Origin of the sequence: Polaromonas sp. CG_23.6 (assembly GCF_029892315.1) — a bacterium.
GTDB lineage: Bacteria > Pseudomonadota > Gammaproteobacteria > Burkholderiales > Burkholderiaceae_C > Polaromonas.
This window is the reverse complement of sequence record NZ_JARXUY010000001.1, coordinates 2,019,197-2,043,238: the sequence shown is the minus strand read 5'-3', so window position 1 is coordinate 2,043,238 and position 24,042 is coordinate 2,019,197. Positions and strand designations below refer to the sequence as shown.

Sequence of the window (24,042 nt, the reverse complement as noted above, 5' to 3'; positions counted from 1 at the left end):
ACAGCTTTCCGGACCGCATCAAGGAACAGATTTTAATGTGCCTTGAGAGACCTTAGCCGACGGCCCAGCTCCGCTTGCGTGTTGAGCGCGTCGTACCACAGCAGGTAGCCGGCATCGCTCGGGTGCAGGCCGTCGCGGGCATTGAGTTCACCGGGCCGCTGCGCAAACGGGTCTTCAGCCTTGCTCTTGTACATGTTCACATAAATGGCGCCGTGGTCTGCGGCGGACTGGCGCACCAGACCATGCAGCGTCCGGGAGCGCTTGGCCATCAGCCACGACAGTGGCGGCATGAAAAAAGGTGCATTGCCGACATTCCCGGGCGGCATGAGGACCACCAACGGCGCGCGGGCTGCGGCCAATTGGGCGACTCTGGCAATGTTCTGCGCCAGCGCCTCTTCACCCGTCAGGCGAATCACGTCGTTGCCGCCGCCCATCACCAGAACCGCGTCAAAGCGCTCGTCGCCTTGTAGTTGGCGAACAATGTCAGCAAAGCGCGCACCATCCTGGGCGCGGTTGACAATGCGCAGACCAGGATGGTCCCGCGCGATCAGGCCTGCCACGCTGCTGGCCGCAGAAGACGCGCCGGTGCCGACCGCCGTGCTGTCACCGGCGATCAGCAAGCTGGCGGTGGCGCCGGTCGGCGACGCTTGGAGCGGCTCGCTCTGGCGCGCCAGTTCAACGGATTGTTTGATACGCCATGCGGCATGCCCGGCAGTGGCCGCAACAACCAGCGCAGCGAACGTCCACAACGCAGCAGGCAGACGGCGCGTCGAGAAAAACCGTGAAGTCATGGCAGGCAGCTTGGTTGGATCGAATCGATGTTCATCGGTTCAACGGTTCAACGGTTGAGCCAGGTAATGCTCAATTGCAGCACCGTGGCAAACCCGACCCACAGCAGGTAGGGAATGTTCACCAGCGCCACCCAGCGTGCCCTCCCCCAGATCACCCGCATGGCCCAGACCAGAGTGCCCAGCACCAGCACGATGTCGATGCTGGCCAGCAGGTTGTTGCGCAGGCCGAACTGGATTGGCGTGTAGGCGGCATTGAACAGCAGGTTCAGGATGAAGGGCAGCAACACGGCAAAAGGCAGGCGGCGTTTGATCGTCTGAAACAGCACAAACCCGAAACTGATGGCGATGACAACATACAGCACGGACCAGACCGGGCCGAACACCCAGGCGGGCGGTGCAAAAAAGGGTTTGACAAGTTGCGCGTACCAAGCAGCGCTGCTGGTGTTGTCCATATTGAAACGTGTCTGAAGTGGGAATGCGTTGTTTTAACACCGCGCCTGTCGCGCTCCTATTGTGGCCGCCGGATGACCGGGTAGGACGCAAGCGCGAGTTGCAGCCGCTTGAATCTGTTTGGTCATCTGTTGCGTACTTTTCAGCAAGGTTTGCGGCATGATGTGATGATTGCATTTGCGGGGCCTTAATGAAAAGTGTCACCATGAAAAACAGCCAGGCTTTTTCGTCTATTTTTCTTGCCCGCCTGACAGGCTGGCTGGCCGCAGCCCTCATGCTTTTGGCGCCATTGCCATCGTGGGCGCTGTCTGCGGCGGATGCGCAAGGCGTGCGCGCCGTGGTTACGGCACAACTGGAGGCGCTGGCCCGGGACGACGCCGCCACAGCGTTTTCGTTTGCGGCGCCGAATGTGCGTGCATCCGTCGGCACGGCCAGCCGTTTCATGGACATGGTGCGCAGCAGCTACCCGGCCATCTACCGCCCTGCCTCCACGGCGTTCCTCCAGCCTGAAGAGCACCACGGCCAGGTGATCCAGCGGGTGCAACTGATGGATGAAGACGGCAAGGCCTGGCTTGCGCTTTACAGCGTTCAGCGGCAAAAAGACAAGTCCTGGCGCATCACCGGTTGCCAGGTGATTCCGAACAAGGGACGCATGGCTTGAACGGACACATCCTGACAGCTATTGTTTCAATAGCTGTCAGCGCTTGTGGATAAAGCGGAAACGCTGGTTTTGGCATAAAAGCGTCCGTGCTTCTTACCCCTTCACCCACCCGCCCCTTTGTCCGCCAGCCCCAGCCTTCGGGCCAGCCGGACCAGGTTGGCGCGGTGCAGGCCCAGTTCGCGTGCGGCTGACGCCCAGTTGTGGCCATGGCGCTCCAGGCTGGCTTGTATGCACAGGCGCTGGTGCGCCTCGGTTGAAGTGCGCAAATCAACGGGCACCGCAGTGCTGGCGGCAGGCGCATCGACAGCCGCCAGCACTGCTGCCGCCCCGCTTTCAGGCGTCAGTGAAAAGTCAAAATGCCGTGCGCTCAGGCTCACGATGCGCGGCCGTGGCGACTGGCCGGCCAGAGCTTTCAGCGCGCTGCGGCTCACCAGGTGTTCAAGTTCGCGCACATTGCCCGGCCAGTCGTGCGCCAACAGCGCAGCGCGCGCGCTGGCGTCAAGCCTCAAACTGCCGAGCCCCAGGCGTGAACGGTTCTGCTCCAGAAAGTTGCCGGCCAATAACAGCACGTCATGGCCGCGCGCTCTCAGCGGCGGCACCAGCAGGGGATAAACGCTGAGCCGATGGTAAAAATCAGCGCGAAAACGTCCGGCGCGCACCTCGGCGGCCAGGTCGCGGTTGGTGGCGGCAATCACGCGCACATCGACCTGGTGTTCACGGTCCGAGCCCAGTCGCTGCAGCTGCCCGCCCTGCAGCACGCGCAGCAGCTTGGCCTGCACCGCCAGCGGCAACTCGCCCACTTCGTCCAGAAACAGCGTGCCGCCATCGGCCAGCTCGAACTTGCCGCGCCGATCGGCCACCGCACCTGAAAATGCTCCGCGCACATGGCCGAACAGTTCGCTTTCAACCAGCGTCTCGGGCAGGGCCGCGCAATTGAGGCTGATCAGCGGGCGTGCGGCGCGCGGTGACGCAGCATGCAGCGCCTGCGCCACCAGTTCCTTGCCGACGCCGGTTTCGCCAGTGAGCAGCACCGTCAGCGCGCTGTTGCCGGCAATGGCGATTTCCTCCAGCAGCCGCAGGTGCGCCTGGCTTTGGCCTATGAGCGTGGGTCGTGCACCTTTCTCGGCCATCAGCGCGCCAAAGATGTCGGCGCGCCGGCGCTCGTCCTCGGCCCGCAGCGCCAGGCCCTCGATGCGCTGCACGACGCTGACCGTCGCGGCTGCCAGGCTGGCAAAGGCCTGCAGGTCTTGCAAATTGACCTGGGACAAGCGCTCGCTGGCCAGCGCATCAAGCGTCAGCAGACCCCAGGGCTTTTCGCCGACCTGCACCGGGCAGCCCATGCAGTCATGCACCTCCAGCTGGCCGTGAAAGCCTTCGACCAGGCCGTCATACGGGTCGGGCAGCGTGCTGTCGGCGGCAATGCGCAGCGGCCCGCCAGCCGCCAGCAACAAGCCAAAGCGCGGATGCTCGTCGATTTTGAAGCGCCGGCCCAGCGTGTCGCGGCTCAGGCCATTGACCGCCAGCGGCCGCAGCCAGACGCCCTCCAGCCGCAGCAGCGCCACCGCGTCGCAGGGCAGCAAGGCGCGCATGGCTTCGAGCAAACGGCGGTAGCGCTCGCTGTCCGGCAGTTCACGCGACAGGTCATCGACCAGGGGCACCAAAACATGCAGCATCGGGTTGGCGATCAAATTGACTCCTTAAAGCATCATTTTGACTACTTTTCATCCATGTCATTTTGACTCTTTTTTAGTCAAAAATCGCGCAAGTGCTTGATCCATATGAATTGCCAGGCGGGCACGACTCTTGAGTAACCAGGTTATCGGCTGTTTGCCCCGCTTCGCAGCGTGCGAGGCGGCAACTGCCCACAACGGAGAATTCATGCTGACCCCAGAACAACGCGCCATCGTCAAGTCCACTGTCCCGCTGCTGGAGACTGGCGGCGAAGCGCTGACCACCCATTTTTACCGGATCCTGCTGGCCGAGCACCCCGAGGTGCGGCCGTTTTTCAACCAGGCGCACCAGGCCAATGGCGACCAGCCGCGTGCGCTGGCCAACGGTGTGCTGATGTATGCGCGCAACATTGACCGGCTGGAGCAGCTTGGTGGACTGGTCAACCAGATCATCCACAAGCATGTCTCGCTGCAGATCGAACCGGCGCATTACCCGGTGGTGGGCAGCTGCCTGCTGCGCGCCATCCGCGAGGTCTTGGGGGCCGAGATTGCCACCGACGCCGTGATTGCCGCCTGGGCGGCGGCGTACCAGCAACTGGCCGACATCCTGATCGTCGCTGAAGAAAAGATTTACGCCGAAGTGGCGGCAGCCCCGGGCGGCTGGCGCGGCACGCGCCCATTTTGCGTGGTGCGCAAGGAGGCGGAAAGCGCCGAGATCACCTCCTTCTACCTGGAGCCACAAGACGGCGGCGCGCTGGTCAGCTTCCAGCCCGGCCAGTTCATCGGGCTGCGACTGGTGGTGAACGGCCAGGAAATACGCCGGAATTACTCGCTGTCGGCCGCGCCGAACGGCAGCGACTACCGCATCAGCGTGAAGCGCGAGCCGGGTGGCGTGGCGTCAGGCTACCTGCACGATCAGCTGCATGAAGGCGATGTGCTGGAGCTGGCACCACCCGCTGGCGAATTCGTGCTGGCAGACAGCGACAAGCCGCTGGTGCTGATCAGCGGCGGCGTCGGCATCACGCCCACGCTGGCGATGCTGGATGCCGCCTTGCGGGGAACGCGGCCAGTGCACTTCATCCACTTTGCGCGCAACCGATCGGCGCATGCGTTTCGCGCGGCCATCGAGGCGCGCCAAGCCCGGCATGCGCAGCTCAAGCGCTTTTATGTCTATGACGAGCATGCAGGCGAAGCGCAGGCACCGCACGCCATCGGCCTGCGCAGCAGCGCGCAACTGGCCGAATGGCTGCCGGCTTCACGCGATGTGGACGCCTACTTTTTGGGGCCCAAGCCCTTCATGCGTCGTGTGAAGAAGCAGCTGCGCGAGCTGGGCGTGCCTGAATCGCAAACCCGTTTCGAGTTTTTCGGCCCCGCCAGCGCGCTGGAATAAAACCGGGCAGATTTTCCATGCACTATGAATTCAATAGCTGCTTGCGCCCGCCCTGCGTGCGCAAAAGGCCGATTTGGTTAGAAAATCAAACAACCGGGCTCATCAGATGACCCCGGTTGGCGTCTTCAATACGTGCCGATGTAGTCCTTCTTGCCCACTTCCACGCCGTTGTGGCGCAGGATGGCATAGGCCGTGGTGGTGTGGAAAAAGAAATGCGGCAGGCCGTAGTTGAAGATGTACGACTCGCCGGTGAAGCGCTTTTCCTTGGGCGTGCCGGCCTGCGTGACGATCTCGCGTGTGGCGGCTTCGGCGAATAGTGAAGCATCGAGTCCTTCAATAAACGCCAGTACGGTGGCAATTCGCGCCTGCAAGTCGGCAAAGGTCTGCTCGTCGTCGGCCAGCTTGGGCACTTCCACGCCAGCCAGCCGGGCCGAGACGCTCTTGGCAAAATCGCTGGCCACCTGAACCTGGCGCAGCAACGCAAACATGTCGGGGTAAAGCCGCGCCTGCAGCAAGGCGTTGGGGTCGATTTTTTTCGCAGCCGCATGGGCTTCGGCCTTGCTCAGGACGCCGCTGAGGCCACCCAGCATCTGTTTGAAAACGGGAATCGAAGCAGTGTAAATCGGGCTGGTCATGGGCTCTTTCATCAGGGAATGTCAACGGAACCGCAGTTTGCCATGCCTGGCAAACTGCAAGACCCGGCATTCTCGCTGCCATCAACGCTTGGCGCTGCTTTTGAAATAATCGCCACACGCGGGCAGGCCGGTTTCACCGGCGTGTAAAACCCGGCCGCTGCGGCCATTCGGCCCTGGCCCACCCTGTCAGAAGCCCTGCATGCCACGACTGGCTTGGTGTCTAACCGCGCAGGTAGCGCTCCAGAATCGCCAGCTCGCTTGTTGTCGGCACACCTTTGCCGGTGATGACCGCATAAATATTGCCGCTGAAACCCTCTTGTGGGTAGTAATCCTTGAATCCCCAGCCAAGCAGCATCTGGTTGAAATGACCTGGTGCAAACGTGGCCTTGCCGCTGTCCACCAGCGCCGAATTGACGCGCAACGACTGGTCTTCGGGCGCACAGGTGAAGGTCAGTACCGACAGCTTGTTGGGTGCCAGCTTGTCGGGGCTGGTCAGTTCTGCCTTCCGGCCTTTGGCATCTTCCCACCGGACCACCGGCTGGCCGTTCGAAAACGCCAGTTCACAGGCGTGGCTGGCTTCAGTCTGGGACGCCTGGAAAACCAGGCCGCTGCTGTCTTTTGCGGCGATGCCAACGGCGGCAATGGCAAAGTAGCGGTCTTCAATGTTGTAGGGGACGCGATTGACGGGGTTGGGCCGTATGTCAGCTTCAGGCACCGCCTTTTTGCACCAGAAGCCCGAAGTGTCGGCCTGGTGGCCCGAACTTTTCCGGCCATTGGCCACGCGCAGCACCGGCAGCGACATGCGCCCCATGGCAGGGGTTTCGGTGTTGGTCCAGTTGAGCATTTCCATCGGATTGCCCGGGCTTGAGCCATAGCCCGAGTCGGACACGGCGCGCACCACCTGGCCGCTGCCTGACGGCGCACCCAGCATGTAGTCGGTGTAGGCGTCGGCCATGTCCCATTTGCAGGCGCCATAGCGGGCGATGATGGCCATGGCCGCGTCTTCCAGACTGGTGGATGCGTGGGCCACCGGATCGTTCAGCGAGAACACCTTGCGCGGCGGCGGCACCGGCACAGCTGGCGAGCCGATGCTGGTGTAACTCAGCACGGCCACCTGATTGTCAGCCGGCGTGTAGCTGAAGGAGTCCTGCCCGTTCGGACCCGCCGGGATCGTCAGTTCTTCCTTGCTGAGCTTGCCGCGTCCCTTGACCGCCACCGTCAGGCGCACGGGCCGGGCCAGGTTGCCCCGCGCATACACCGTGATGGTGGTGGGTGTGCCCGCGCGCGCATGGCCCGGGCCGTCGTCGAACAGCATGGCCTGCGCAATGCCTGCCGAAGCTTTCATGACGCCAGAGACCAGCGGCTCCAGCGTTTTGTTCTGGTGCCAGCCCGCCACATGATTCAAGGCATTGCTGCGTATCGGCCAGTGGTTGCCGGCCATCCAGCTGTATACCTCGACGCCGTTTTGCAATGCCAGATCGACCGTGTTCCTGAAGCTTTCAGCCCAGCGCGGGTCGTCAATGGGCATGCCGACTTCGCCCAGCGCAAGCTGGACCTTTTTGGCCTTGGCCCAGTCCAGAGCCGACCGGATGCGGTCACGTCCGGTGCTGCGACTGATCGGCTCGGCCTGGGCACTGCCGAATTTCCGGGGCGTCGATTCAATGTCCCAGTCGAAGGCATGGCCGGTGCTGCGCCGGTCCAGATAGGCATGCACTTCATAAATCAGTCCTTCTCCCTTCAACGGATAGCCAGGATTTTTCGTCGCCAGACTGCCTGCGCTGCTCCACTCGTTGCCCCCCACATAAATGGGCGTTTCCTTGTCGATGGCGCGGATGGCATCAATGGCCGCCTGCATGAACACCGGCAGGATCATCAGGTCGTCGCGGCCCCTTTTGCTTTCGACAATACTGTCGCGCTCGGGCATCTCGTGGGGCTCGTTCATCAGGCCGTAGCCGCCCAGGCCGGGATGGTTTTTCCACAGCGTCGCCGCGCGGCGCCAGACATCGGCAAACAGTGCCGGTGTGAGGGTGGCGCCTTTTTCCAGCGCAAAAATCCGCCGCTGAATCTGCGACCGGTCGGTGGTGTAGGGCCTGAGCAGGGGATCCGGAGCAGCCTTCAGGCCGATAACCGCGCCATCGGGCTGGTAGATGAAGTCCGTGTAGCGGGCGTAGTTGTGCAGGTCAATGATGCAGCGCGTGCCTGAGGCCGCATGGGCATCGAGCAAGCCGGTGATGTAGGACGCATAGCCGGCATGAAAGGCACCGGGCTCGCCGATCAGCGACCGGGCAGCGGCATTTGCCACAGTCCCGGGAAGCATCGGCTGCAGCAGTTCCCACTGGATGGGCAGGCGGTTTTTGGTAAATCCGCAGGCGGCCAGGTAGGCCACATCCGATTTTCGCGGGACGGTGAAATGAATGTTGGGGGCGGAACTGAGGCCGTGGCGCAGGCCGGGTGCAGCCCATTCGAGGCCGGAAAGGTTGGTACCCAGGGCCACCGGAGTGACCGCGGGCGCTTTTGCCTCGGACGGTCCGGCCGCCAGCGCTGGCTGCCCGCCCCACAGTCCAAAGGCCGCCATGGCAGCGGCAGCCTGTGAAAATTCTCGCCTGTGCATTGATGTTTTCTCCGTGGAAATCGGTGATGGGCTGTTTTGATCCTGTCTGGACGACAAGGACAATTCCAGCGTTTGATGGACATGGCCCTGTCTTTTAAAAGAACACCGGCGCCCCGTCAATCAGCGTCCGGCCTATTGACACATCCGTGAACCCAAGGTTCACGGTAGAACCTTTTCATAAATCGACAGCTGCAATGCCTCACCCGGTCTGCCGAAATCCGGCAACAACGTCTGCCCCGCCTGACAGTTGTCTTGCCGGAACCACGCAGGCCGGTTCAGTGCGTTTGGATTGGATCAAGCTGGCTGGCTTGGCTTTGCTGCCGCACCACGCCGGCCAGCCAGGCATCAATCAGCGCCAGGTCATTCACCGTCTTGAGTTGCTGATACGCGGTTTCGGCTTCAGGAAAACGCCGGCGCAAAAAATTCAGCCATTGCTTGAGCCGGCCGGCGCGTGCCTTGGCGTCAAGCCGGGCGCAGACAACAAGCCAGAATTCGGCCAGCAAAGGCAGCAGTTCAGGCCAGGCGATTCCCGTTGTCGTCCGGGTTGCCCCGCTTGCCCCGCTTGCCCCGGTTGCCCCGGTTGCCGGGCCATTCATCGACGCCTTGATCGCCAGCCCGAGCCCCGGGTCGGTCACCGCGCCACGGCCCAGCATCAGCGATTCGCAGCCCGACGCCTGGCGGCAGAGCCGCGCATCCTCGACCGTCCAGATTTCGCCGTTGGCCACCACCGGAATGCGCACGGCGGCGCGAATGTCGGCAATGCGTTCCCAGTAGGCGGGCGGACGGTAGGCTTGTGCCTTGGTGCGCGCATGCACCACCAGCTCGTCGGCGCCGCTGCCGGCAATCGCCAGCGCACACTCCACCGCGCGCGAATCGTCGTTGAAGCCCAGCCGCATCTTGGCCGACACCGGCATGTGGCGTGGCACGGCACGGCGCACAGCGGCGACGATGGCGGCGATGGTGTCGGGCTCGTCAAGCAGCGCCGCGCCGCCGCCATGGCGATTCACGATTTTTGCCGGACAGCCAAAATTCAGGTCGATGCCTGCCGGCCCCAATTCGGCCAGCCGCCCGGCGTTTTCAGCCAGGCACACCGGGTCCGACCCCAGCAGCTGGGCGCGCACCGGCACGCCGGCCAGCGTGCGCCCGCCGTTGTGCAGTTCGGGAACGATGCGGGTGAACACCCGCTCGGGCAGCAGCTGGTCGGTGATGCGGATGAATTCGGACACGCAGCGGTCTATGCCTCCGACCCGCGTCAAAATGTCGCGCAGCACGAAGTCGAGCAGCCCTTCCATGGGCGCCAGCAGGATCATCGGGGCCGGGGCCGATGGCTTGGCAGGTCGCCCCACAGTCAAAAAATCATCGCTGTTCATAAGTCATTCCCGCGCAGGCGGGAGAGCCGGCAAGGCGCTGGTTTAAACCGCGCCCAAGCGCCAGAGAGACGTCACTTCGGCAGCGCGGGCCTTGTGCAGCGGGTTGCTGGTGTCGGCCGCCTTGGGGTGCTCGGGCTTGGCGTCGATACGGCCCAGCACCTTCAGGCCGCTGGCCTTGATGGCGGCGAGCAATTCGGCGCGGGTGCGCAAACCCAGCTGCTCGGCAAAATTGGACAGGATCAGCCAGCCTTCACCGCCGGGCGCCAGGTGAGCCGGAAGTCCCTTGAGGAAACCCAGCAGCATGCGGCTGCCTTCGTCGTACACCGCGCCTTCGAGCGGTGAACCGGGGCGGGCCGGCAGCCACGGCGGGTTGCAGACAATGACCGACGCCAGCCCCTCGGGGTACAGGTCAGCTTCCATGACCTTGACCGGGTTGGGCAGGCGCAGCCGGTAGATGTTTTCCCGGGCGCAGACCAGCGCGCGCGGGTCAAGGTCGGTGGCCACGACCTGGTCCACTTCCGGACGCAGCGCCAGCACGGCCGACAGCACACCGGTGCCGGTGCCAATGTCGAAGGCCACAAATTTCGAAGCTGGACTGGCGGGCAAAGGGGCATTTGCCACCAGATCCACATATTCGCCGCGCACCGGCGAAAACACGCCGTAGTGCGGATGAATGCGGTTGTTCGGCGCCTTGCCCAGGGCCGCAATTTCAACGCCCTTCTTGCGCCACTCATGCGCGCTGATCACGCCCATCAGTTCGCGCAGCGACGCCACGCTGGGCAAAGCATCTTGGGCGAGCGCACCCCAGGCTTCGGCACACGCCTGTTTGGCGTCGGGCGCACGGCGCAGGTCAACGCCATAGTCGGCGCCAAACTCGATCAGCACCATGCCGAGCACCCGCGCGCGCTGCGATTGCGCCTGGCGGTGCAGGTGAAACTCCTGGCCGGCCGGAACGCCAGAAACAGCGTTGTCGGCATCTTTTTTCAGCTTGACGCGGGCCAGCTTGGAGGCTTTTGGCGGCTTGTCGATGCGCCGGGCCAGCGCCTGCACCATCTGCCGTGCGTTCTGGAAGTCGCCGCGCCAGAGCAGGCCGGTGCCTTCGCAGGCCAGCCGGTAGGCGGTGTCGGCGGCCATGGTGTCGTCGGCCTCGACGATCCGCCGGGGCGGCAATGCGCCACGCTCGGAACGCCACAGCGCCGAATGCGCCACACCCGCTTCTTTCCATTCAATAAGGGTAGAGGCCGGGGTGGCCGATTCAGTAAGTGCGGTGGAGGTCACGGAAAAGAAGGTAGGCATGGGCAAGGCAGTCAGAAAGGTCAGAAAGAAAGACCCCGTGTTTTAACAGATGGCCGACGCTTTCACGGCAAAAAACCCTGCTGCCTACGTTTCTTGATAAAAATAAGGCTGTAGCGCATGCTGCACGGGCGCAAGCAGCTATGAATACAGTAGCTAGCGAAATGGACGGCTGAGAAAGCGCGAACCCGCCATGCCGAATCGCCAGGGCTGGTCAACGGCTTTCGATATGCCAATGCGCGGCCCGGACACCACCTGCGCTTGCAGCCCCGGCGCGGCGGGGAGCAACTCAAACGGCGGCTGGCCAAGACGCAAGCCGTTAAAACTGCGGTCTATCCCCAGCGCCTGCCCCAGCCGGCCAGGACCGGCGCAGAGCAGCCGGACATCGTCCAGACCGCGCCGCTTGCGCATGCGCTCCAGCCCCTCGGTGGGCTCGATCGCGCGCAGCAGCACCCCTGCGCCGTGTCCGGCTTGGCGGCAGACAAGGTTCATGCACCAGTGAATGCCGTAGGAGCGGTACACGTAGATGCGCGCCGGAGGGCCGAACATGACTGCGTTGCGTTCGCTCGGGCCGCTGAAGCTGTGCGACGCCGGGTCGTCGCGGTCGTAGGCTTCGGTTTCAACAATCACACCGCCCACGCCATCGACCAGCAGCAGCATGCCGATCAGCTGGCGCGCCACGGTGCTGGAGACGGCCAGAAAGTCGATGCCGGCAACGCTGGAGGATGAATTAAAGACCATGGGTGAATTTTCCAAGGCAATCCCTGATAAAAAAAGCAGAACACGGCAAGAACGCACGACATCAGCCAACAGGGAGCGCCAGCAAGGTGCAAAAGCCATGCCCTAGGATTTGTCTTTCAACCCATCGGAATTACCGGGGGCAAAGGCCAAAGGACTCCTACGCACAGCTTGAAATGGCGACTACAGCCCGGGACGGCTCTCGAGGTTTAAGGTTTGGGCTTACTCAAGGGAAACGACAACATGCCAAAATTCAATGCCTCGCCCCCCAATGGCGACAGCCGCAAAATGCTGGAGCAGCGCTCCCGCGAAGCCACCCGCCCAGCGGCGCCAGAGCAAAAAGGCGGCTGGCCATTTTCAGCCAACAAGCAAATTTTTGCTGTTCGCACAGATCGCCCGTCGGCAGTTCCTTCGCACGAAGAAAAACCTTCAGATTAACGCCACACGAGTCTGCATGGGTGGGCTTCTGGAAAGTCAGGTGGGCGGCAGTGTCCGAACGCTGAAAAAAAGTTTTCTGACTTTCAATTCGCTTTTGACTTCAGGCGTTTGAACACGGTGACACCCAACAGCACAATGGCTCCGGCCACGATTCCCACGATGGCATCGATGACAAATGGTGCCAGGGTGCCCAGCACTGCCCCGATGCCATTGACATCACTGGCCCACTGGGTGGCGATGTCAACAGGATGATGAAGAAAGGTAAAACCGTGGCTCAGGATACCGCCACCGACCAGAAACATCGCGGCAGTTCCGGCAACCGAAAGAAACTTCATCAGCCACGGCGCCGTAAACAGGATGACGCGTCCCAAGCCGTGCTGAAAACCGGTCCACGCCCCGTCGCCGGGAAGCTGGCTCAGGTACAGCCCAGCATCGTCAAGCTTGACAATACCGGCCACCAGACCATAGACCCCGGCGGTCATGACCACGGCAATACCACTCAACACCACCAACTGGGTGGTGAAAGGGCTGCCTTGTACCGTGCCGAGCGTGATGGCGATGATTTCCGCCGACAAGATAAAGTCTGTTCGAATTGCACCCTTGATCTTGTCTTTTTCCACTTCACGCAAGTCCACCGCTGGATCAGCCATTGCATTCACCCGCTTTTCATGCTCGGCCGCCTGCTCGGCAGCGCTGTGCATGAACTTATGCGCCAGTTTTTCAAACCCTTCATAGCAAAGGAAAGCGCCGCCGACCATCAGCAGCGGCGTCACCAGCCACGGCGCAAATGCACTGATCGCCAGCGCTGCTGGCACCAGGATCGCCTTGTTGATGAAAGAGCCTCTGGCAACCGCCCAGACCACCGGCAGTTCGCGCTCTGCCTTGACGCCTGAAACCTGCTGCGCATTCAGGGCCAAATCGTCGCCCAGCACGCCGGCGGTTTTTTTGGCTGCGACCTTGGACAGCAAAGCCACGTCGTCCAGCACGCTGGCAATGTCATCAATCAGGGCAAGAAGGCTGGTGGCCATGGGTTTTCAGGGCATGTGGTGGCATGCCGGGGTTAAGAAGCAAAAACAAAAAAAATCGGAAAACTCCAGCGTACCGAATTTTTCGAACTGTCGGGACAGGAAAAAACCGCCATCAGGCGGTTTTCGGTCGCAAGTATTTACGCCCGACGTTGATCAGTGAGCTGTCAGGCGGCCGATGATAAAACCCAAGGCCAGCGCCAGTCCAACGGCTTCCAGCGGCTTGTCCTGAATCCAGGACTTGGAACATTCAACCGCATAACCCGGCGCCTCGTAGACCCGGCTGACCTGTTCGGAAACACGGTCGGCCACATGGGTAGCACCGCTGGAGAGACGGTTGACCGCGTCATGCGCCGCACTGCCGGCATGACCGACCGCGTCAAGCGCCGGGTCCACTACCTTGTCGATGGAATCGTGCAGCGTCGAGCCTGCAGATTCCACGCTGCGCTTGAGTGCGTTGCTGTCAGTGGTGTCAGGGTTGTGATCGCCATTGTGTGAAGTCGAGTTTTCCATCTTGTTTCCTTAAAAAAATTCAGCAAAATTTGAAGTTTTCCAATAGCCGTGCCGTGTTTGTTCAGCTTGGCTGCCATGCGCGAATCACGCCCCAAGGACTTGACAGCCAAGTTTAAGGGGCTGGCCGCTTTGGCAAATGTGCGGCGCTGCACGATGCCTTTGTAGGACAGGAAAGACAAAGCCTACCCGGCTAAAACTGAGCCTGGTTTGGGCCAATAATCGAATATTGACGCATGGCTGCACCCCACCCGGCCGCGTCGACAACCGAAGGAATTCAACATGCATGGTTTTTCAAATATTGCTACTCAACGCTACTTCGCAGGCCCTGCCGGCCACAGCCTGACCCGCAACGGGCCTGGCGAAGAGGCCCAGGAAGAGGAAGAAGGCCTGGAACTGCCGGTGAACCCTGACCAGGGAATACCGCTGATTCCGGATGAGCAAGGCGACATCGCGATACCGGCCTGACGCTTGCGCCGGCGGCCAGGTCTGGGGCGGCCTCAACTTTGAGCTGAAACCAGGCCCGGCCAGCGTTCCTGGGTACTCTATCCCTTGCCTCTCATGAAAGCGCATGCTTCAATACAAGCGCTGACGAGCTTGTTGACATAGCATGAAATGCTGCTGTCACGGCAAAAAAGGAGGCCCTTGAACACACTGACAAAACTGGTCAGGGGAATGATCGGCCAGCTTAAACCGCAGTGCCTGCGGCGCAGCGCGAGTCGTATGCGTCAGTAGCGGCGGGCGCCATGGCGCAAACCGTCTACCTGTTTTGTGTATCTGCCGGACTGGGAACCGTGATTCGGGCCTGGATTGACCGCCAGGCACTGTCCGAAGCGATGGGTCTTCAGGCCGATCACCAGATACTTTTATCGCAAACCGTCGGCTGGCCGGCAGCCGCTTTTTCGGCTGCCGTGGATGCGGTCAGTCCACCGCCCGTTTGAGGCGCAACTCTTCGAGTTTCACGCTGCCGAAATCAACCGTCTTGAGCGACGGCATTTCACGCTTGAAACCGGCAGCATGTTCACAAAACTCCAGCGCAGGCTCATTGCCCAGCAGCACCCACAAGGTGACTTGTGTGCAGCCCTCATCTTTCAGGCCATCGCGGGCACCGTCCCACAGTTGCAGGCCCACGCCCTTTCTCCAGTGATCGGGCGACACGTAAAGCGCCCAGATCTCGCCCACGCTGGAGCGGGTCTTGGGGTCGCGTGAACGGTCGAAACCGACGAAGCCGACGATCTGCTCGCCGTCTGTGGCCACCAGCACCTGCGGCTCGCTGTACTCGATTGCTTCACGCCAGTAGGCCTGGCGCTTGTCCACGGTCATCTTGGTCAGATAGTCCTCGGGCATCAAGTCCTTGTAGGCGGCTTGCCAGGTGGCAACATGGATTTCGGCAATGGCTTTGGCATCACGGGCAACGGCAGGGCGGACGGAATAGCTGGACATAGAAAAAATCGCTTGTGAAAGTCAGGGGAAGGCCCGGGAGGGCGGATTGTCGCGCAATTCGAATTGGCGTCCGATGCGCTTGGGTTAAATTCAACTTTTTGCTTTGCGCCTTCAAGGTGTTCGCGCTTACCACCTTATGCCAGACCCCCAACCGAAGAGCCCGACCACATTGGAAGAATCCAGCAGCCAAATCTTCAACGCGTGTATCGCAGGCGATGCCACGGTGTTTGAAGTGTCTGCAGCGCTGCCGCTGCTGGTCGCCGCCGAACATGCGGGCGTGTGGCTGCGGGACAGTTCATGCCGCAACGGCACCTGCCGTACCTGCATTTGCCGGCTGGTCAGCGGCCAGGTGGTGTACCGCATCGACTGGCCGGGGCTGAGCCTGGATGAAAAACGCGAGGGCTTCATCCTGCCCTGCGTGGCGTACCCGGCTTCCGATGTGGTGATTGAAGCGCTTTTCTGATTCTCCAACGCCAGCGCTTTTGCATGGCAGCGCACGTTATGCAAAAGCGCATGGGGCTAAGGCATGATGGCCGCATGAAGATGACCCAATTGCAATCCCTGGCGCGCCGGCTTGTTGCAGCCACCCTGACTGGCGGCACCTTGCTGATGGCTGGCGTCAGCATGCCGGCTGGCGCCCTGCCGTTCGAAGACACCATGGCCCAGCGCACGCTGGCCTGCACCGCCTGCCACGGCCCGCAAGGCCGTGCCGCGCCCGGCGGCTACTACCCGCGACTGGCCGGAAAGCCGGCCGGCTACCTTTACAACCAGCTGCTCAATTTCCGTGAAGGGCGCCGGCACTACGGGTTGATGACCGGACTGATCGATCCGCTGAGCGACGCCTACCTGCTGGAAATGGCGCAGTATTTCGCCAGCCTGGACGTGCCCTACCCGGCGCCGCTACCCGCGCAGGCGACAGCCGCGGTGCTGCGCCGGGGCGAGCAGCTGGTGATGCACGGCGACAGCGGCCGCAAGCTGCCCGCGTGCGTCCAGTGCCACGGCCAGGCCATGACCGGCGTGGTGCCTGCGGTTCCCGGCCTGCTCGGGCTGCCGCGTGACTACCTCAATGCCCAGCTGGGGGCCTGGAAGGCCGGCCAGCGCCGCGCCCACGCGCCCGACTGCATGCAGGACATCGTGTCCCGCCTGAGCCTGGAAGAGATCAACGCGGTAGCCAGCTGGGTCGCCGCCCAGCCGCTGCCGGAGAACACCCATGCGGTCAGCGCCCCACCGGCCGCAGCGCCCGGCAACGAATCCCTGCGCTGTGGCAGCGCTTTGCTGCCTGCCGCCGGCAGGCCTGACACGAAAGCAAAAAAATGAAAACCACCACCCGATGGGCACTGGGCATTGCCGTGCTGGCCTTGGGTGCTGTTGGCGCCATCTGGGCGCTCAATGTGCAGGACGAGACCGATGTCCGGACCACGGCAGCTTTTGCCCCCACCGACAGCGTGGTCGCGCGTGGCGCCTACCTGGCGCGCGCGGGCAACTGCATGGCCTGCCATACGGCGCGCGGCGGTGCCGGTTATGCCGGCGGACTGGGCATTCCGACACCCTTCGGCACGGTGTTCACCTCCAACCTCACGCCCGACGCCAATACCGGCATCGGCAGCTGGTCGCCAGCGCATTTCTGGCGCGCCATGCACAACGGCCGGTCCAAGAGCGGCCGCCTGCTGTACCCGGCCTTTCCGTACACCAGCTACACCCAGGTGACGCGCGAGGATTCCGACGCAATCTTCGCCTTCCTGCGCAGCCAGCCCGCCGTGAACCAGCCAAACCGGCCGCACGCGCTTGAATTTCCCTTTAACTCGCAGGCTGCGCTCGCTGTCTGGCGCGCGCTGTACTTCAAGCCGGGCGTGTACCAGCCCGCCGCCAGCCGAGATGCCGAATGGAACCGGGGCGCCTACCTGGTGGGCGGCCTCGGCCACTGCAGCGCCTGCCATTCACCGCGCGATGCACTGGGCGGCAGCCGGCAGAGCCTGGCACTGGCCGGCGGGCTGATCCCGATGCAGAACTGGTATGCGCCGTCGCTGACCTCACCGCATGAGGCCGGCATGGCCAACTGGGACAAGCAGCACATCGTGCAACTGCTTCAGACCGGCGTGGCGCCAGGTGCCTCGGTCAGCGGCCCGATGGCCGAGGTGGTAATGCGCAGCACCCAGCACCTGACGGACCAGGACCTGGGCGCCATGGCAACTTACTTGAAGGCGCTTCCCGGCGCCAGCCCGGCGCCCAAAGCACCGGCCTCGCCGCGCACGGAGCGCGCCCCGGCCAACTTGGAAAAAACTGCAAAACTCTATGAGCAGCATTGCGCGCAGTGCCACGGCGACAAGGGCCAAGGCATCCCCAATGCCTACCCGCCGCTGGCCGGCAACCGCGCAGTGACGATGGACGCCACCGACAACCTGGTGCAGATGGTGCTCAATGGCGGGTTTGCGCCCGCCACCCGGGGCAACCCCCGGCCCTTTGGCATGCCGCCGTTCGTGCTGGTGCTGGACGACAGCGAAGTGGCCGGCCTGATCAGTCATATCCGCAGCTCCTGGGGCAACCAAGCCAGCGCCGTCACACCGCTGGAAGTGACCCGCGCCCGGTCCAACCAGGCGCATTGAACGCTGGCTGTCAGCCTCGCCATCATGTTGGTGGTGGCGCTGGTGGATCGGTCATGCGGTCGCGGTTGGCAAGCGCCGGAAAGCCCCTGAGCCAGAGCACGGCCACCAGCAATGTTCCCACACCGCCCGCCACCACCGACCCGACCGGCCCGAGCAGAGCCGCAGTGGCACCGGATTCGAATTCGCCCAGCTGGTTTGACGCGCCAATGAACACCGAATTGACCGCGCTGACGCGGCCGCGCATGTCGTTCGGCGTCTCGATCTGCACCAGCGTCTGGCGCACTACAACGCTGACCATGTCGGCACCGCCGGACACTGCCAGCGCAACCAACGACAGCACAAAGTGGGTCGACAGGCCGAACACCAGCATGCACACCCCATAGACGGCTACGGCCATCAGCATCGTGCGGCCGACGCGCCGCTCCAGCGGCCAGCGCGTCAGCGCCACCGACAGCACCAATGCGCCTGCCGCCGGCGCCCCGCGCAGCAGGCCCAGGCCCCAGGGGCCAACATGCAGGATGTCTTTCGCGAACATCGGCAACAAAGCCGTGGCGCCGCCCAGCAGCACCGCGAACAAATCCAGCGACACCGCGCCCAGCAACGCCTTGCGTTGCCAGACAAACTCGGCCCCGGCCAGCAGCGTGCGCATCGACACCGGCTCGCGCGGCGGCGGCACATGGTCGTAGCGCACTGCCGCGACCAGCGCGCAGCCGACGGCAAACAACAACGCACAGGTCGCATACACCGCCGTGGCACCGGCGACAAAAATGACGCCGCCCAGAGCCGGGCCGCTGATCACGGCGGCCTGCATGCCCGAAGAGCTGAAGGCCATGGCGCGCGGCAGCATCACCGCCGGCACCAGCATCGGCGTCAGGGCTTGCTGTGCCGGCATCTGGAAGGCACGGGCCACACCCAGCATCACCGATACGCCGAGCAGCAGTTCGCGCGACGCCCAGCCTGCCGGCGCGCCCCAGCCCTGCGTTGCAGCCACCAAAAGCAGCGCCACGCTGCCCTGCGTCAGCAGGCAGGCCGCCACAATATGCGCCCGGTTCAGCCGGTCGGCCACATGCCCGGCCACCAGCGTCAGCAGCAGCGCAGGCACAAACTGGTACAGGCCGACCAGCCCCAGGTCCCACGCACTTCCGGTCAGCTCGTACATTTGCCAGCCGACGGCGACCATCAGCATCTGGTTGCCGGTGGTGCCGAACAGCCGGGAAAACCACATGCGCATGAAGGCGCGCTGGCCAATGAGTTCAGCAAAACTGGGGGTGGACATGGGGCGGGAGCTTACCAGCGCGCATCCAAATGCGTGCAAGCCAGCATTCACCGCCACATCGCGCTATTTATTCAATAGCTGTTCATGTCCGGTGTGCTTGCGCAAAAGACTTTTTTAGCTTGAAAATCAAACGCATTCATCATCACTCGGGCGCAGCGAAACCTGTAATTCCCAGCCGATCGTGCGCTCCAAAATGATTGCCAGGACGCACTGCTCACAGACAAAGTTGCGCCGATAATTCAGGCATTAACTTAATGGAGAAACGACATGGCCAAAGGTCAGCAAAACAACGACAAGATGGTGAAAAAACCCAAGAAGGACAGCTCGCCGCCCAAGCTGGTGTCGCCCGACGCGGTTCGCCCTACTGTGGTGACGCAGGTTCCGATTCGCGGCAAGCTGAAGAACAAATAAGCTTTTCATGGTGTTGCCTGACGCTCCGTCCACCGCCCTGCTGCCAGAGCCTGCCCCGGCAGGCGGCCAGCCGGGCAATCCGCTGCACGGCGTCAAGCTGGAAACCATCGTCGCCGCACTGGCTGCCCATTACGGCTGGGAAGGCCTGGGCCAGCGCATCAACATCCGCTGCTTCACCAGCGAACCCAGCGTGGCGTCGAGCCTGAAATTCCTGCGCAAGACGCCCTGGGCGCGCGAGAAGGTCGAAAGCCTTTACCTTTTCATGCTGCGCGAGATCCGGCGCAGCAGCCCGCCGGTTCACAACTTTCCCCCGCCCAGGCCTTGAACCCTGTCAGGGACGTCGCGTGCCCTGGCGCGCAGCCGCTCACCCCTTTGCAAATCCTCCATGCCGACGACAGCCTGCTGGTGCTGAACAAGCCCTCCGGCCTGCTCAGCGTGCCCGGGCGCGGTGAGGACAAGCAGGACTGCCTGAGCCGCCGGGTGCAATCCCTCTACCCTGACGCGCTGGTCGTTCACCGGCTGGACATGGCGACCTCGGGCCTGATGCTGATGGCACGCGGCGCAGCCATGCAACGTGCCATGAGCCTGCTGTTCGAGCGCCGCGAGGTTAACAAGCTTTATGTGGCGCTGGTGGATGGACAGCTGGAACCCGCACCCACCGCTGACGGCAGGGGCCTGATCGACCTGCCGATTGCGGTGGACTGGCCACGCCGCCCGCTGCGCATCATCGACGCTGCCGGCAAGCCCAGCCAGACGCGCTGGCGCAGCCTTGCGTTCAACTCGGAGGCCCATTGCACGCGTGTCGAACTGGAGCCGGTCACCGGCCGCTCGCACCAGTTGCGCGTGCACCTGCTGGCGCTGGGCCATCCGATCCTGGGCGATGCGCTGTATGCGCCCGACGCGGTCCGGGCCCGCTCTGTGCGCCTGCTGCTGCACGCAACCGCGCTGCGCCTGATTCACCCGGCAACCGGTACCCTGCTGTCAGTTGAAAGCCCGCCCGATTTTTGACCCTTGGTGCGTTCGCGACTGCCAGCCGCAATGCCTGGCGCTACCATGCGCCTCATGACAACTTCTCACCTTTACATCCTGACCGGCGCTTCACGCGGCATGGGTCTGTCAATGGCGCGCCAGCTGATCGTGCCCGGACACACGCTGCTGTGCATCTCGCGCAGCGAATCGCCTGCGCTTTCGCAGCATGCCCAACAGGCCGGCGCCGCGCTGGTTCAGTGGTGCCACGACCTGGCCGACAGCCGCACGCTCGGCCCACGGCTGGAAAGCTGGCTGCATGAACAAGGCAGCACCTCCTGGCGCAGCGCCACCCTGATCAACAACGCCGGCGTCATCTCACACATTGGTCCGCTGAGCCAGGCCGATCCGGACGACTTGGCGCAGGCCCTGCGCGTCGGGCTGGAGGCGCCCATGCTGCTGACGTCAGCCTTCCTGCGCGCTACTGAAAGCTGGACGGCTACACGCAAGGTGCTGAATATTTCGTCGGGCCTGGGCCGCAAACCGATGGCGTCGCAGGCTGCCTATTGCGCGGCCAAGTCGGGCATGGACCATTTCAGCCGCTGCGTGGCACTCGAAGAAGCGTTGAAGACCGGTGGCGCAAAAATCTGTTCCCTGGCACCCGGCGTCATCGATACCGAGATGCAGCTGCACTTGCGCAGCGCTGATTCAGAAGCCTTTCCTGACCGCGACAGCTTTGAACGGCTCAAGACCAGCGGCCAGCTGACCTCGCCCGACGAAGCCGCCCGGCGCGTATTGGCCTGCCTGGCGCGGCCGGATTTTGGCGCGCAGCCGGTTGCCGACGTGCGCGACTGAAAACCAGTCAATACACTTCGGGAACGACGATGTCCAGCGGCACCGGCTGGCGCACATAGTCGTCATGGCGAACCCGCTCGGGCAGCACCACGGGCGGATGCTCTGTTTCCTGGTAGGGCATTTGCGCCAGCAGATGGTGAATGCAGTTCAGCCGGGCTTTTTTCTTGTCGTCGGCCTGCACCACCCACCATGGCGCCTCGGGAATGTGCGTGCGCTGCAGCATGACTTCCTTGGCGCGGGTGTATTCCTCCCAGCGGCGGCGCGACTCCAGGTCCATCGGGCTGAGTTTCCATTGCTTGAGCGGGTCGTGGATACGGCCCAGGAAGCGCAGATTCTGTTCGTCGTCGGAAATTGAAAACCAGTACTTGATGATCTGCACCCCCGAGCGAACCAGCATCTTTTCAAAATCCGGCACGGTGCGGAAAAATTCCTCGTACTGCGCGTCAGTGCAAAAGCCCATCACCCGCTCAACGCCGGCGCGGTTGTACCAGCTGCGGTCAAAGAGCACCATTTCACCGGCCGCCGGCAAATGCGCCACATAACGTTGAAAGTACCACTGGCTGCGCTCGCGGTCACTGGGTGCGGGCAGCGCTGCCACACGGCAAACGCGGGGGTTCAGGCGCTGTGTGATGCGCTTGATGACGCCGCCCTTGCCGGCTGCATCGCGCCCTTCAAACAGGATTACCACTTTGTGGCCGGTGGCAATTACCCAGTCCTGCAGCTTGACCAGCTCGCCCTGAAGGCGAAACAGTTCGCGAAAATACTGGCGGCGTCGCTCCCGGTCCTGCGCGCCTGGAGTGTCGGTTGCTTCGCCAGTCAACTGGGCAACGGTCTGGTCCTCAAGCTCCATCTCCAGCTCTTCGTCGTAGCTGTCGATCAGGTCGTGGCGGATCCGCCGCATCACCTCTTCGTCAATTGAATTCATGGTGCGTTCCTGACACTGCGAGTTGGTTGAACCTGGCAGCGTAGCAATGCAATGTTTCAGTTTGATGAAAAGCTTAACCCGCTTGCACGGAAAGTAAAGGCAGCGTGATGAAAGTGCTGAATTGCTACTTTTAAAATAGCACTGTATTCTTATCCATCGTGCGCTAAATCAATTTTATGCTTGAAAAAAGGTCGTCAGCATGTCACTCGGATTTCAGGATCTGGTAAATCTCGTCCTTGCGCTCAAGCCGTTTTTTCTTCAACACTTCCAGCACTTCATCGGCAATCGGCAGTTTGCCCTGCTCATGTTGGGTAATGGCTTGATTGTCGGCAGCGTAATGCTCGCAAAGGCTTGAAAAATGCGCGTCTGAAGCCTTGAGCTGGTTCATTTTTTCAAGGTATTCAGGAAACTCATGCGCCAGATCGTGGTTCAACAATTCCATCTCAACTCCTTTAACAACAAAAATTCAGGCGCCTTCATTGCGCACCACCAGCACCGGCAGGTGGGCATGCGACAACACCTGCGCCGTGACGCTGCCAAGCACCAGTTTTTCCATGCTCCGGTGGCCGTGCGAGCCCATCACCACCAGGTCGGCCTCCAGTGTTTCGGCTGCCTGCAAGATGGCCTGGTAAACCGAATGGCCTTCGACCACCGAACCATTGACCAGCATGCCCTGGGCTTCAAAAACCTGCCGCGCCGCGCCGATGGCTTCGTTTGCCTGCACCGTGGCAGCCCGCAAATAGTCGGACGGGTCAGAGGAAACAACAGCACCGTTGCCGGTTAAGGCATAGGGGTCGATGACATGGATCAGCGTCACTGAACTCCTGAATGCACACGCAATGGCCCTCGCCTTGTTGACCGCGTGATGGGCAACCGGCGAGCCGTCTACAGGAACAAGAATATGCTTGAACATAAGGCCAGCTCCGCGACTTGCAAAACAGTTAAGTGGCCTGGCGCGATGCGCAGGGGTTTGCGTTGCGCCTGATCAGGGCTCAATCCGCACGCCTTTCCAGAAAGCGACGTGCCCGCGGATATTGTCTGCCTCTGGCTTGGGATCGGGGTAATACCAGGCGCAATCGGTGTTCATTTCACCATTGACCAGCAGCGAGTAATAGCTCGCCTGCCCTTTCCAGGAGCACATGGTGTGGTGGTTGCTGAACGTCACATGGTCACGGTTGAGCGAGTCTTCGGGAAAATAATGGTTGCCTTCAAGCACCACGGTGTTGTCGCTTTGCGCAATGACTGCGTCATTCCAGATAGCCTTCATGTCTTTTTCTTCCAGATGTTCGATTGAGGTTTTGCTGGCACTGGCAGCATTCATTTTGCCTGCCGCCAGCATGGAGTTTGTTAGGCAGATAGCGCATTTGTAACAGCCAGGAGGCTGGTGCAGCGTAGGATAAGGTGATTGATGCAGACAATTATTGCTTGTCTGTAAAAATATTTACCGCCTTATCCGCCTTGTCCGCCTTGTCCGCCTGACGGAATTACCACTTTGAGGCAGCCGGCGCCCATGAAAAAGGCCCTCCAGTTTGCAACAAACTTTATCCCGTCCTTTTTTGCCTGGCTTTTGCATGACCTCTCCCGCGCCCGATATTGAACTGTCTGAGGATTGATCCGCAGGTTCGACACACTCGAGCCGCGCTACACCTCTTACCCGACCGCAGACCGGTTCCACGCCGGATTCAGCGAACAGTCTTGCCAAAGCCACCTTGTGCAGCGCGCCGGTAGAGTTCGAGGCCGTCAACCGCGCCCACGGCATCGACTTCCATCGCTATTTCGCGCAGGAACTGCTGCTGCTCAGGCAGTGTGAAGAAGCCGGCCTGATCACCATCGACCCGCAGGCGATACGGATCACGCCCAAGGGCCGCATGTTTGTTCGCGCCAGCAGCATGGTGTTCGACAGCTACCTGACCCAGCAGACCACAGCGGCCTATTCCAGGCTGATCTGATCGCTCTCCATGCAACAAGGGCCGGCCAAAAG

General features: G+C 62.2%; 29 protein-coding genes. 13 read left to right on the top strand and 16 right to left on the bottom strand.

Going from position 1 to position 24,042, the window contains the following annotated elements; all coding sequences use genetic code 11:
• Nucleotides 1-32: 32 nt before the first annotated feature.
• Nucleotides 33-791, bottom strand: a complete 759-nt coding sequence (locus H4V98_RS09675; protein WP_196862697.1) for a GDSL-type esterase/lipase family protein — start codon at nucleotides 789-791, stop codon at nucleotides 33-35.
• A 47-nt stretch (nucleotides 792-838) separates the two neighbouring features.
• Nucleotides 839-1,243, bottom strand: coding sequence for a TspO/MBR family protein (locus H4V98_RS09670; protein ID WP_196862698.1), 405 nt, complete (start codon nucleotides 1,241-1,243; stop codon nucleotides 839-841).
• 203 nt (nucleotides 1,244-1,446) lie between these two features.
• On the opposite strand from H4V98_RS09670, the gene H4V98_RS09665 reads away from it, so the two are divergent.
• The gene (locus H4V98_RS09665; RefSeq protein ID WP_196862699.1) at nucleotides 1,447-1,902 is read left to right on the top strand and encodes a DUF4864 domain-containing protein; all 456 of its coding nucleotides are present in this window, start codon (nucleotides 1,447-1,449) and stop codon (nucleotides 1,900-1,902) included.
• 101 nt (nucleotides 1,903-2,003) lie between these two features.
• Here the strand turns inward: H4V98_RS09665 and norR are convergent, their stop codons facing one another.
• Nucleotides 2,004-3,590 (bottom strand): nitric oxide reductase transcriptional regulator NorR, encoded by a 1,587-nt coding sequence (gene norR / locus H4V98_RS09660; protein ID WP_280757477.1) that lies wholly within the window; start codon nucleotides 3,588-3,590, stop codon nucleotides 2,004-2,006.
• A gap of 190 nt (nucleotides 3,591-3,780) precedes the next feature.
• On the opposite strand from norR, the gene hmpA reads away from it, so the two are divergent.
• Nucleotides 3,781-4,962 (top strand): NO-inducible flavohemoprotein, encoded by a 1,182-nt coding sequence (gene hmpA, locus H4V98_RS09655; protein WP_280757476.1) that lies wholly within the window; start codon nucleotides 3,781-3,783, stop codon nucleotides 4,960-4,962.
• A 125-nt stretch (nucleotides 4,963-5,087) separates the two neighbouring features.
• On the opposite strand, the gene H4V98_RS09650 is transcribed toward hmpA, so the two are convergent.
• The 5 genes from H4V98_RS09650 to H4V98_RS09630 all read right to left on the bottom strand — a co-directional run bounded on the left by H4V98_RS09650 (nucleotide 5,088) and on the right by H4V98_RS09630 (nucleotide 11,612).
• Entirely contained in the window at nucleotides 5,088-5,597 is a 510-nt protein-coding gene (locus H4V98_RS09650; RefSeq protein ID WP_196862702.1) for a DUF1993 domain-containing protein, read from the bottom strand.
• A gap of 220 nt (nucleotides 5,598-5,817) precedes the next feature.
• The gene (locus H4V98_RS09645; protein ID WP_280757475.1) at nucleotides 5,818-8,172 is read right to left on the bottom strand and encodes a cellulase family glycosylhydrolase; all 2,355 of its coding nucleotides are present in this window, start codon (nucleotides 8,170-8,172) and stop codon (nucleotides 5,818-5,820) included.
• A gap of 311 nt (nucleotides 8,173-8,483) precedes the next feature.
• Nucleotides 8,484-9,518, bottom strand: coding sequence for a tRNA-dihydrouridine synthase (locus tag H4V98_RS09640; protein ID WP_280757851.1), 1,035 nt, complete (start codon nucleotides 9,516-9,518; stop codon nucleotides 8,484-8,486).
• Between the two features lie 102 nt (nucleotides 9,519-9,620).
• The gene (locus H4V98_RS09635) at nucleotides 9,621-10,874 is read right to left on the bottom strand and encodes a class I SAM-dependent methyltransferase (protein WP_280757474.1); all 1,254 of its coding nucleotides are present in this window, start codon (nucleotides 10,872-10,874) and stop codon (nucleotides 9,621-9,623) included.
• 153 nt (nucleotides 10,875-11,027) lie between these two features.
• Nucleotides 11,028-11,612 (bottom strand): DNA-3-methyladenine glycosylase, encoded by a 585-nt coding sequence (locus H4V98_RS09630; RefSeq protein ID WP_280757850.1) that lies wholly within the window; start codon nucleotides 11,610-11,612, stop codon nucleotides 11,028-11,030.
• A 240-nt stretch (nucleotides 11,613-11,852) separates the two neighbouring features.
• Between H4V98_RS09630 and H4V98_RS09625 the strand changes: the two genes are divergently transcribed.
• Complete coding sequence (locus H4V98_RS09625) at nucleotides 11,853-12,047, top strand: hypothetical protein (protein WP_280757473.1); 195 nt, start codon at nucleotides 11,853-11,855, stop codon at nucleotides 12,045-12,047.
• Nucleotides 12,048-12,130: 83 nt separating this feature from the next.
• On the opposite strand, the gene H4V98_RS09620 is transcribed toward H4V98_RS09625, so the two are convergent.
• The gene (locus tag H4V98_RS09620) at nucleotides 12,131-13,075 is read right to left on the bottom strand and encodes a DUF808 domain-containing protein (protein ID WP_280757472.1); all 945 of its coding nucleotides are present in this window, start codon (nucleotides 13,073-13,075) and stop codon (nucleotides 12,131-12,133) included.
• Nucleotides 13,076-13,228: 153 nt separating this feature from the next.
• On the bottom strand, nucleotides 13,229-13,585 hold the full coding sequence (locus tag H4V98_RS09615) for a hypothetical protein (RefSeq protein WP_280757471.1): 357 nt from the start codon (nucleotides 13,583-13,585) through the stop codon (nucleotides 13,229-13,231).
• Between the two features lie 279 nt (nucleotides 13,586-13,864).
• Here H4V98_RS09615 and H4V98_RS09610 point away from each other — a divergent pair, with 279 nt between their 5' ends.
• Nucleotides 13,865-14,050: a hypothetical protein gene (locus tag H4V98_RS09610; RefSeq protein WP_196862707.1), complete on the top strand. Its 186-nt coding sequence runs from the start codon at nucleotides 13,865-13,867 to the stop codon at nucleotides 14,048-14,050.
• 230 nt (nucleotides 14,051-14,280) lie between these two features.
• Nucleotides 14,281-14,523 carry a nitroreductase family protein gene (locus tag H4V98_RS09605; protein WP_280757470.1) on the top strand — a complete coding sequence of 81 codons (243 nt, stop codon included), beginning with the start codon at nucleotides 14,281-14,283 and terminating at the stop codon, nucleotides 14,521-14,523.
• Here H4V98_RS09605 and H4V98_RS09600 read toward each other — a convergent pair.
• Entirely contained in the window at nucleotides 14,504-15,025 is a 522-nt protein-coding gene (locus tag H4V98_RS09600) for a GNAT family N-acetyltransferase (RefSeq protein ID WP_196862708.1), read from the bottom strand. The genes H4V98_RS09605 and H4V98_RS09600 overlap by 20 nt on opposite strands.
• A 136-nt stretch (nucleotides 15,026-15,161) precedes the next feature.
• Between H4V98_RS09600 and H4V98_RS09595 the strand changes: the two genes are divergently transcribed.
• The 3 genes from H4V98_RS09595 (at nucleotide 15,162) to H4V98_RS09585 (ending at nucleotide 17,628) form a co-directional block, all read left to right on the top strand.
• Complete coding sequence (locus H4V98_RS09595; protein ID WP_196862709.1) at nucleotides 15,162-15,488, top strand: 2Fe-2S iron-sulfur cluster binding domain-containing protein; 327 nt, start codon at nucleotides 15,162-15,164, stop codon at nucleotides 15,486-15,488.
• A 146-nt stretch (nucleotides 15,489-15,634) separates the two neighbouring features.
• Nucleotides 15,635-16,342, top strand: coding sequence for a c-type cytochrome (locus H4V98_RS09590; RefSeq protein ID WP_231374660.1), 708 nt, complete (start codon nucleotides 15,635-15,637; stop codon nucleotides 16,340-16,342).
• Nucleotides 16,339-17,628: a cytochrome c gene (locus H4V98_RS09585; RefSeq protein ID WP_196862711.1), complete on the top strand. Its 1,290-nt coding sequence runs from the start codon at nucleotides 16,339-16,341 to the stop codon at nucleotides 17,626-17,628. Before H4V98_RS09590 ends, H4V98_RS09585 begins: the two co-directional genes overlap by 4 nt.
• 22 nt (nucleotides 17,629-17,650) lie before the next feature.
• Here the strand turns inward: H4V98_RS09585 and H4V98_RS09580 are convergent, their stop codons facing one another.
• Entirely contained in the window at nucleotides 17,651-18,904 is a 1,254-nt protein-coding gene (locus tag H4V98_RS09580) for an MFS transporter (RefSeq protein ID WP_280757469.1), read from the bottom strand.
• A 267-nt stretch (nucleotides 18,905-19,171) separates the two neighbouring features.
• Between H4V98_RS09580 and H4V98_RS09575 the strand changes: the two genes are divergently transcribed.
• Genes H4V98_RS09575 through H4V98_RS09560 form a run of 4 tightly spaced genes read left to right on the top strand, consistent with a single transcriptional unit; the run spans nucleotide 19,172 to nucleotide 21,136 of the window.
• Nucleotides 19,172-19,315 carry a hypothetical protein gene (locus H4V98_RS09575; RefSeq protein ID WP_196862713.1) on the top strand — a complete coding sequence of 48 codons (144 nt, stop codon included), beginning with the start codon at nucleotides 19,172-19,174 and terminating at the stop codon, nucleotides 19,313-19,315.
• A 7-nt stretch (nucleotides 19,316-19,322) separates the two neighbouring features.
• The gene (locus H4V98_RS09570) at nucleotides 19,323-19,640 is read left to right on the top strand and encodes a VF530 family protein (RefSeq protein WP_196862714.1); all 318 of its coding nucleotides are present in this window, start codon (nucleotides 19,323-19,325) and stop codon (nucleotides 19,638-19,640) included.
• A complete protein-coding gene (locus H4V98_RS09565; protein ID WP_196862715.1) occupies nucleotides 19,637-20,323 on the top strand; it encodes a pseudouridine synthase in 687 nt (228 codons plus the stop codon). The genes H4V98_RS09570 and H4V98_RS09565 overlap by 4 nt, the downstream gene beginning before the upstream one ends.
• A 54-nt stretch (nucleotides 20,324-20,377) precedes the next feature.
• Nucleotides 20,378-21,136 carry an SDR family NAD(P)-dependent oxidoreductase gene (locus tag H4V98_RS09560; RefSeq protein WP_196862716.1) on the top strand — a complete coding sequence of 253 codons (759 nt, stop codon included), beginning with the start codon at nucleotides 20,378-20,380 and terminating at the stop codon, nucleotides 21,134-21,136.
• 7 nt (nucleotides 21,137-21,143) lie between these two features.
• Here H4V98_RS09560 and ppk2 read toward each other — a convergent pair whose 3' ends face one another.
• From ppk2 to H4V98_RS09540, 4 genes are all read right to left on the bottom strand, one after another.
• Nucleotides 21,144-22,061: a polyphosphate kinase 2 gene (gene ppk2 / locus H4V98_RS09555; protein ID WP_196862717.1), complete on the bottom strand. Its 918-nt coding sequence runs from the start codon at nucleotides 22,059-22,061 to the stop codon at nucleotides 21,144-21,146.
• A gap of 202 nt (nucleotides 22,062-22,263) precedes the next feature.
• A complete protein-coding gene (locus tag H4V98_RS09550) occupies nucleotides 22,264-22,503 on the bottom strand; it encodes a DUF465 domain-containing protein (RefSeq protein ID WP_196862718.1) in 240 nt (79 codons plus the stop codon).
• A 24-nt stretch (nucleotides 22,504-22,527) separates the two neighbouring features.
• Nucleotides 22,528-22,974 (bottom strand): universal stress protein, encoded by a 447-nt coding sequence (locus H4V98_RS09545; RefSeq protein ID WP_196862719.1) that lies wholly within the window; start codon nucleotides 22,972-22,974, stop codon nucleotides 22,528-22,530.
• Nucleotides 22,975-23,046: 72 nt separating this feature from the next.
• Nucleotides 23,047-23,328 carry a DUF427 domain-containing protein gene (locus H4V98_RS09540; protein ID WP_196862918.1) on the bottom strand — a complete coding sequence of 94 codons (282 nt, stop codon included), beginning with the start codon at nucleotides 23,326-23,328 and terminating at the stop codon, nucleotides 23,047-23,049.
• A 442-nt stretch (nucleotides 23,329-23,770) separates the two neighbouring features.
• Between H4V98_RS09540 and H4V98_RS09535 the strand changes: the two genes are divergently transcribed.
• On the top strand, nucleotides 23,771-24,010 hold the full coding sequence (locus H4V98_RS09535) for a hypothetical protein (protein WP_196862720.1): 240 nt from the start codon (nucleotides 23,771-23,773) through the stop codon (nucleotides 24,008-24,010).
• Nucleotides 24,011-24,042: the final 32 nt, after the last annotated feature.

Coding starts and splice junctions, on each gene's coding strand:
- H4V98_RS09675 (WP_196862697.1), bottom strand. CDS start 791: ATGACTTCACGGTTTTTCTCGACGCGCCGTCTGCCTGCTGCGTTGTGG.
- H4V98_RS09670 (WP_196862698.1), bottom strand. CDS start 1,243: ATGGACAACACCAGCAGCGCTGCTTGGTACGCGCAACTTGTCAAACCC.
- H4V98_RS09665 (WP_196862699.1), top strand. CDS start 1,447: ATGAAAAACAGCCAGGCTTTTTCGTCTATTTTTCTTGCCCGCCTGACA.
- hmpA (WP_280757476.1), top strand. CDS start 3,781: ATGCTGACCCCAGAACAACGCGCCATCGTCAAGTCCACTGTCCCGCTG.
- H4V98_RS09650 (WP_196862702.1), bottom strand. CDS start 5,597: ATGACCAGCCCGATTTACACTGCTTCGATTCCCGTTTTCAAACAGATG.
- H4V98_RS09645 (WP_280757475.1), bottom strand. CDS start 8,172: ATGGCGGCCTTTGGACTGTGGGGCGGGCAGCCAGCGCTGGCGGCCGGA.
- H4V98_RS09640 (WP_280757851.1), bottom strand. CDS start 9,518: ATGATCCTGCTGGCGCCCATGGAAGGGCTGCTCGACTTCGTGCTGCGC.
- H4V98_RS09635 (WP_280757474.1), bottom strand. CDS start 10,874: ATGCCTACCTTCTTTTCCGTGACCTCCACCGCACTTACTGAATCGGCC.
- H4V98_RS09630 (WP_280757850.1), bottom strand. CDS start 11,612: ATGGTCTTTAATTCATCCTCCAGCGTTGCCGGCATCGACTTTCTGGCC.
- H4V98_RS09625 (WP_280757473.1), top strand. CDS start 11,853: ATGCCAAAATTCAATGCCTCGCCCCCCAATGGCGACAGCCGCAAAATG.
- H4V98_RS09620 (WP_280757472.1), bottom strand. CDS start 13,075: ATGGCCACCAGCCTTCTTGCCCTGATTGATGACATTGCCAGCGTGCTG.
- H4V98_RS09615 (WP_280757471.1), bottom strand. CDS start 13,585: ATGGAAAACTCGACTTCACACAATGGCGATCACAACCCTGACACCACT.
- H4V98_RS09610 (WP_196862707.1), top strand. CDS start 13,865: ATGCATGGTTTTTCAAATATTGCTACTCAACGCTACTTCGCAGGCCCT.
- H4V98_RS09600 (WP_196862708.1), bottom strand. CDS start 15,025: ATGTCCAGCTATTCCGTCCGCCCTGCCGTTGCCCGTGATGCCAAAGCC.
- H4V98_RS09595 (WP_196862709.1), top strand. CDS start 15,162: ATGCCAGACCCCCAACCGAAGAGCCCGACCACATTGGAAGAATCCAGC.
- H4V98_RS09590 (WP_231374660.1), top strand. CDS start 15,635: ATGGCTGGCGTCAGCATGCCGGCTGGCGCCCTGCCGTTCGAAGACACC.
- H4V98_RS09585 (WP_196862711.1), top strand. CDS start 16,339: ATGAAAACCACCACCCGATGGGCACTGGGCATTGCCGTGCTGGCCTTG.
- H4V98_RS09580 (WP_280757469.1), bottom strand. CDS start 18,904: ATGTCCACCCCCAGTTTTGCTGAACTCATTGGCCAGCGCGCCTTCATG.
- H4V98_RS09575 (WP_196862713.1), top strand. CDS start 19,172: ATGGCCAAAGGTCAGCAAAACAACGACAAGATGGTGAAAAAACCCAAG.
- H4V98_RS09570 (WP_196862714.1), top strand. CDS start 19,323: ATGGTGTTGCCTGACGCTCCGTCCACCGCCCTGCTGCCAGAGCCTGCC.
- H4V98_RS09560 (WP_196862716.1), top strand. CDS start 20,378: ATGACAACTTCTCACCTTTACATCCTGACCGGCGCTTCACGCGGCATG.
- ppk2 (WP_196862717.1), bottom strand. CDS start 22,061: ATGAATTCAATTGACGAAGAGGTGATGCGGCGGATCCGCCACGACCTG.
- H4V98_RS09550 (WP_196862718.1), bottom strand. CDS start 22,503: ATGGAATTGTTGAACCACGATCTGGCGCATGAGTTTCCTGAATACCTT.
- H4V98_RS09545 (WP_196862719.1), bottom strand. CDS start 22,974: ATGTTCAAGCATATTCTTGTTCCTGTAGACGGCTCGCCGGTTGCCCAT.
- H4V98_RS09540 (WP_196862918.1), bottom strand. CDS start 23,328: ATGAAGGCTATCTGGAATGACGCAGTCATTGCGCAAAGCGACAACACC.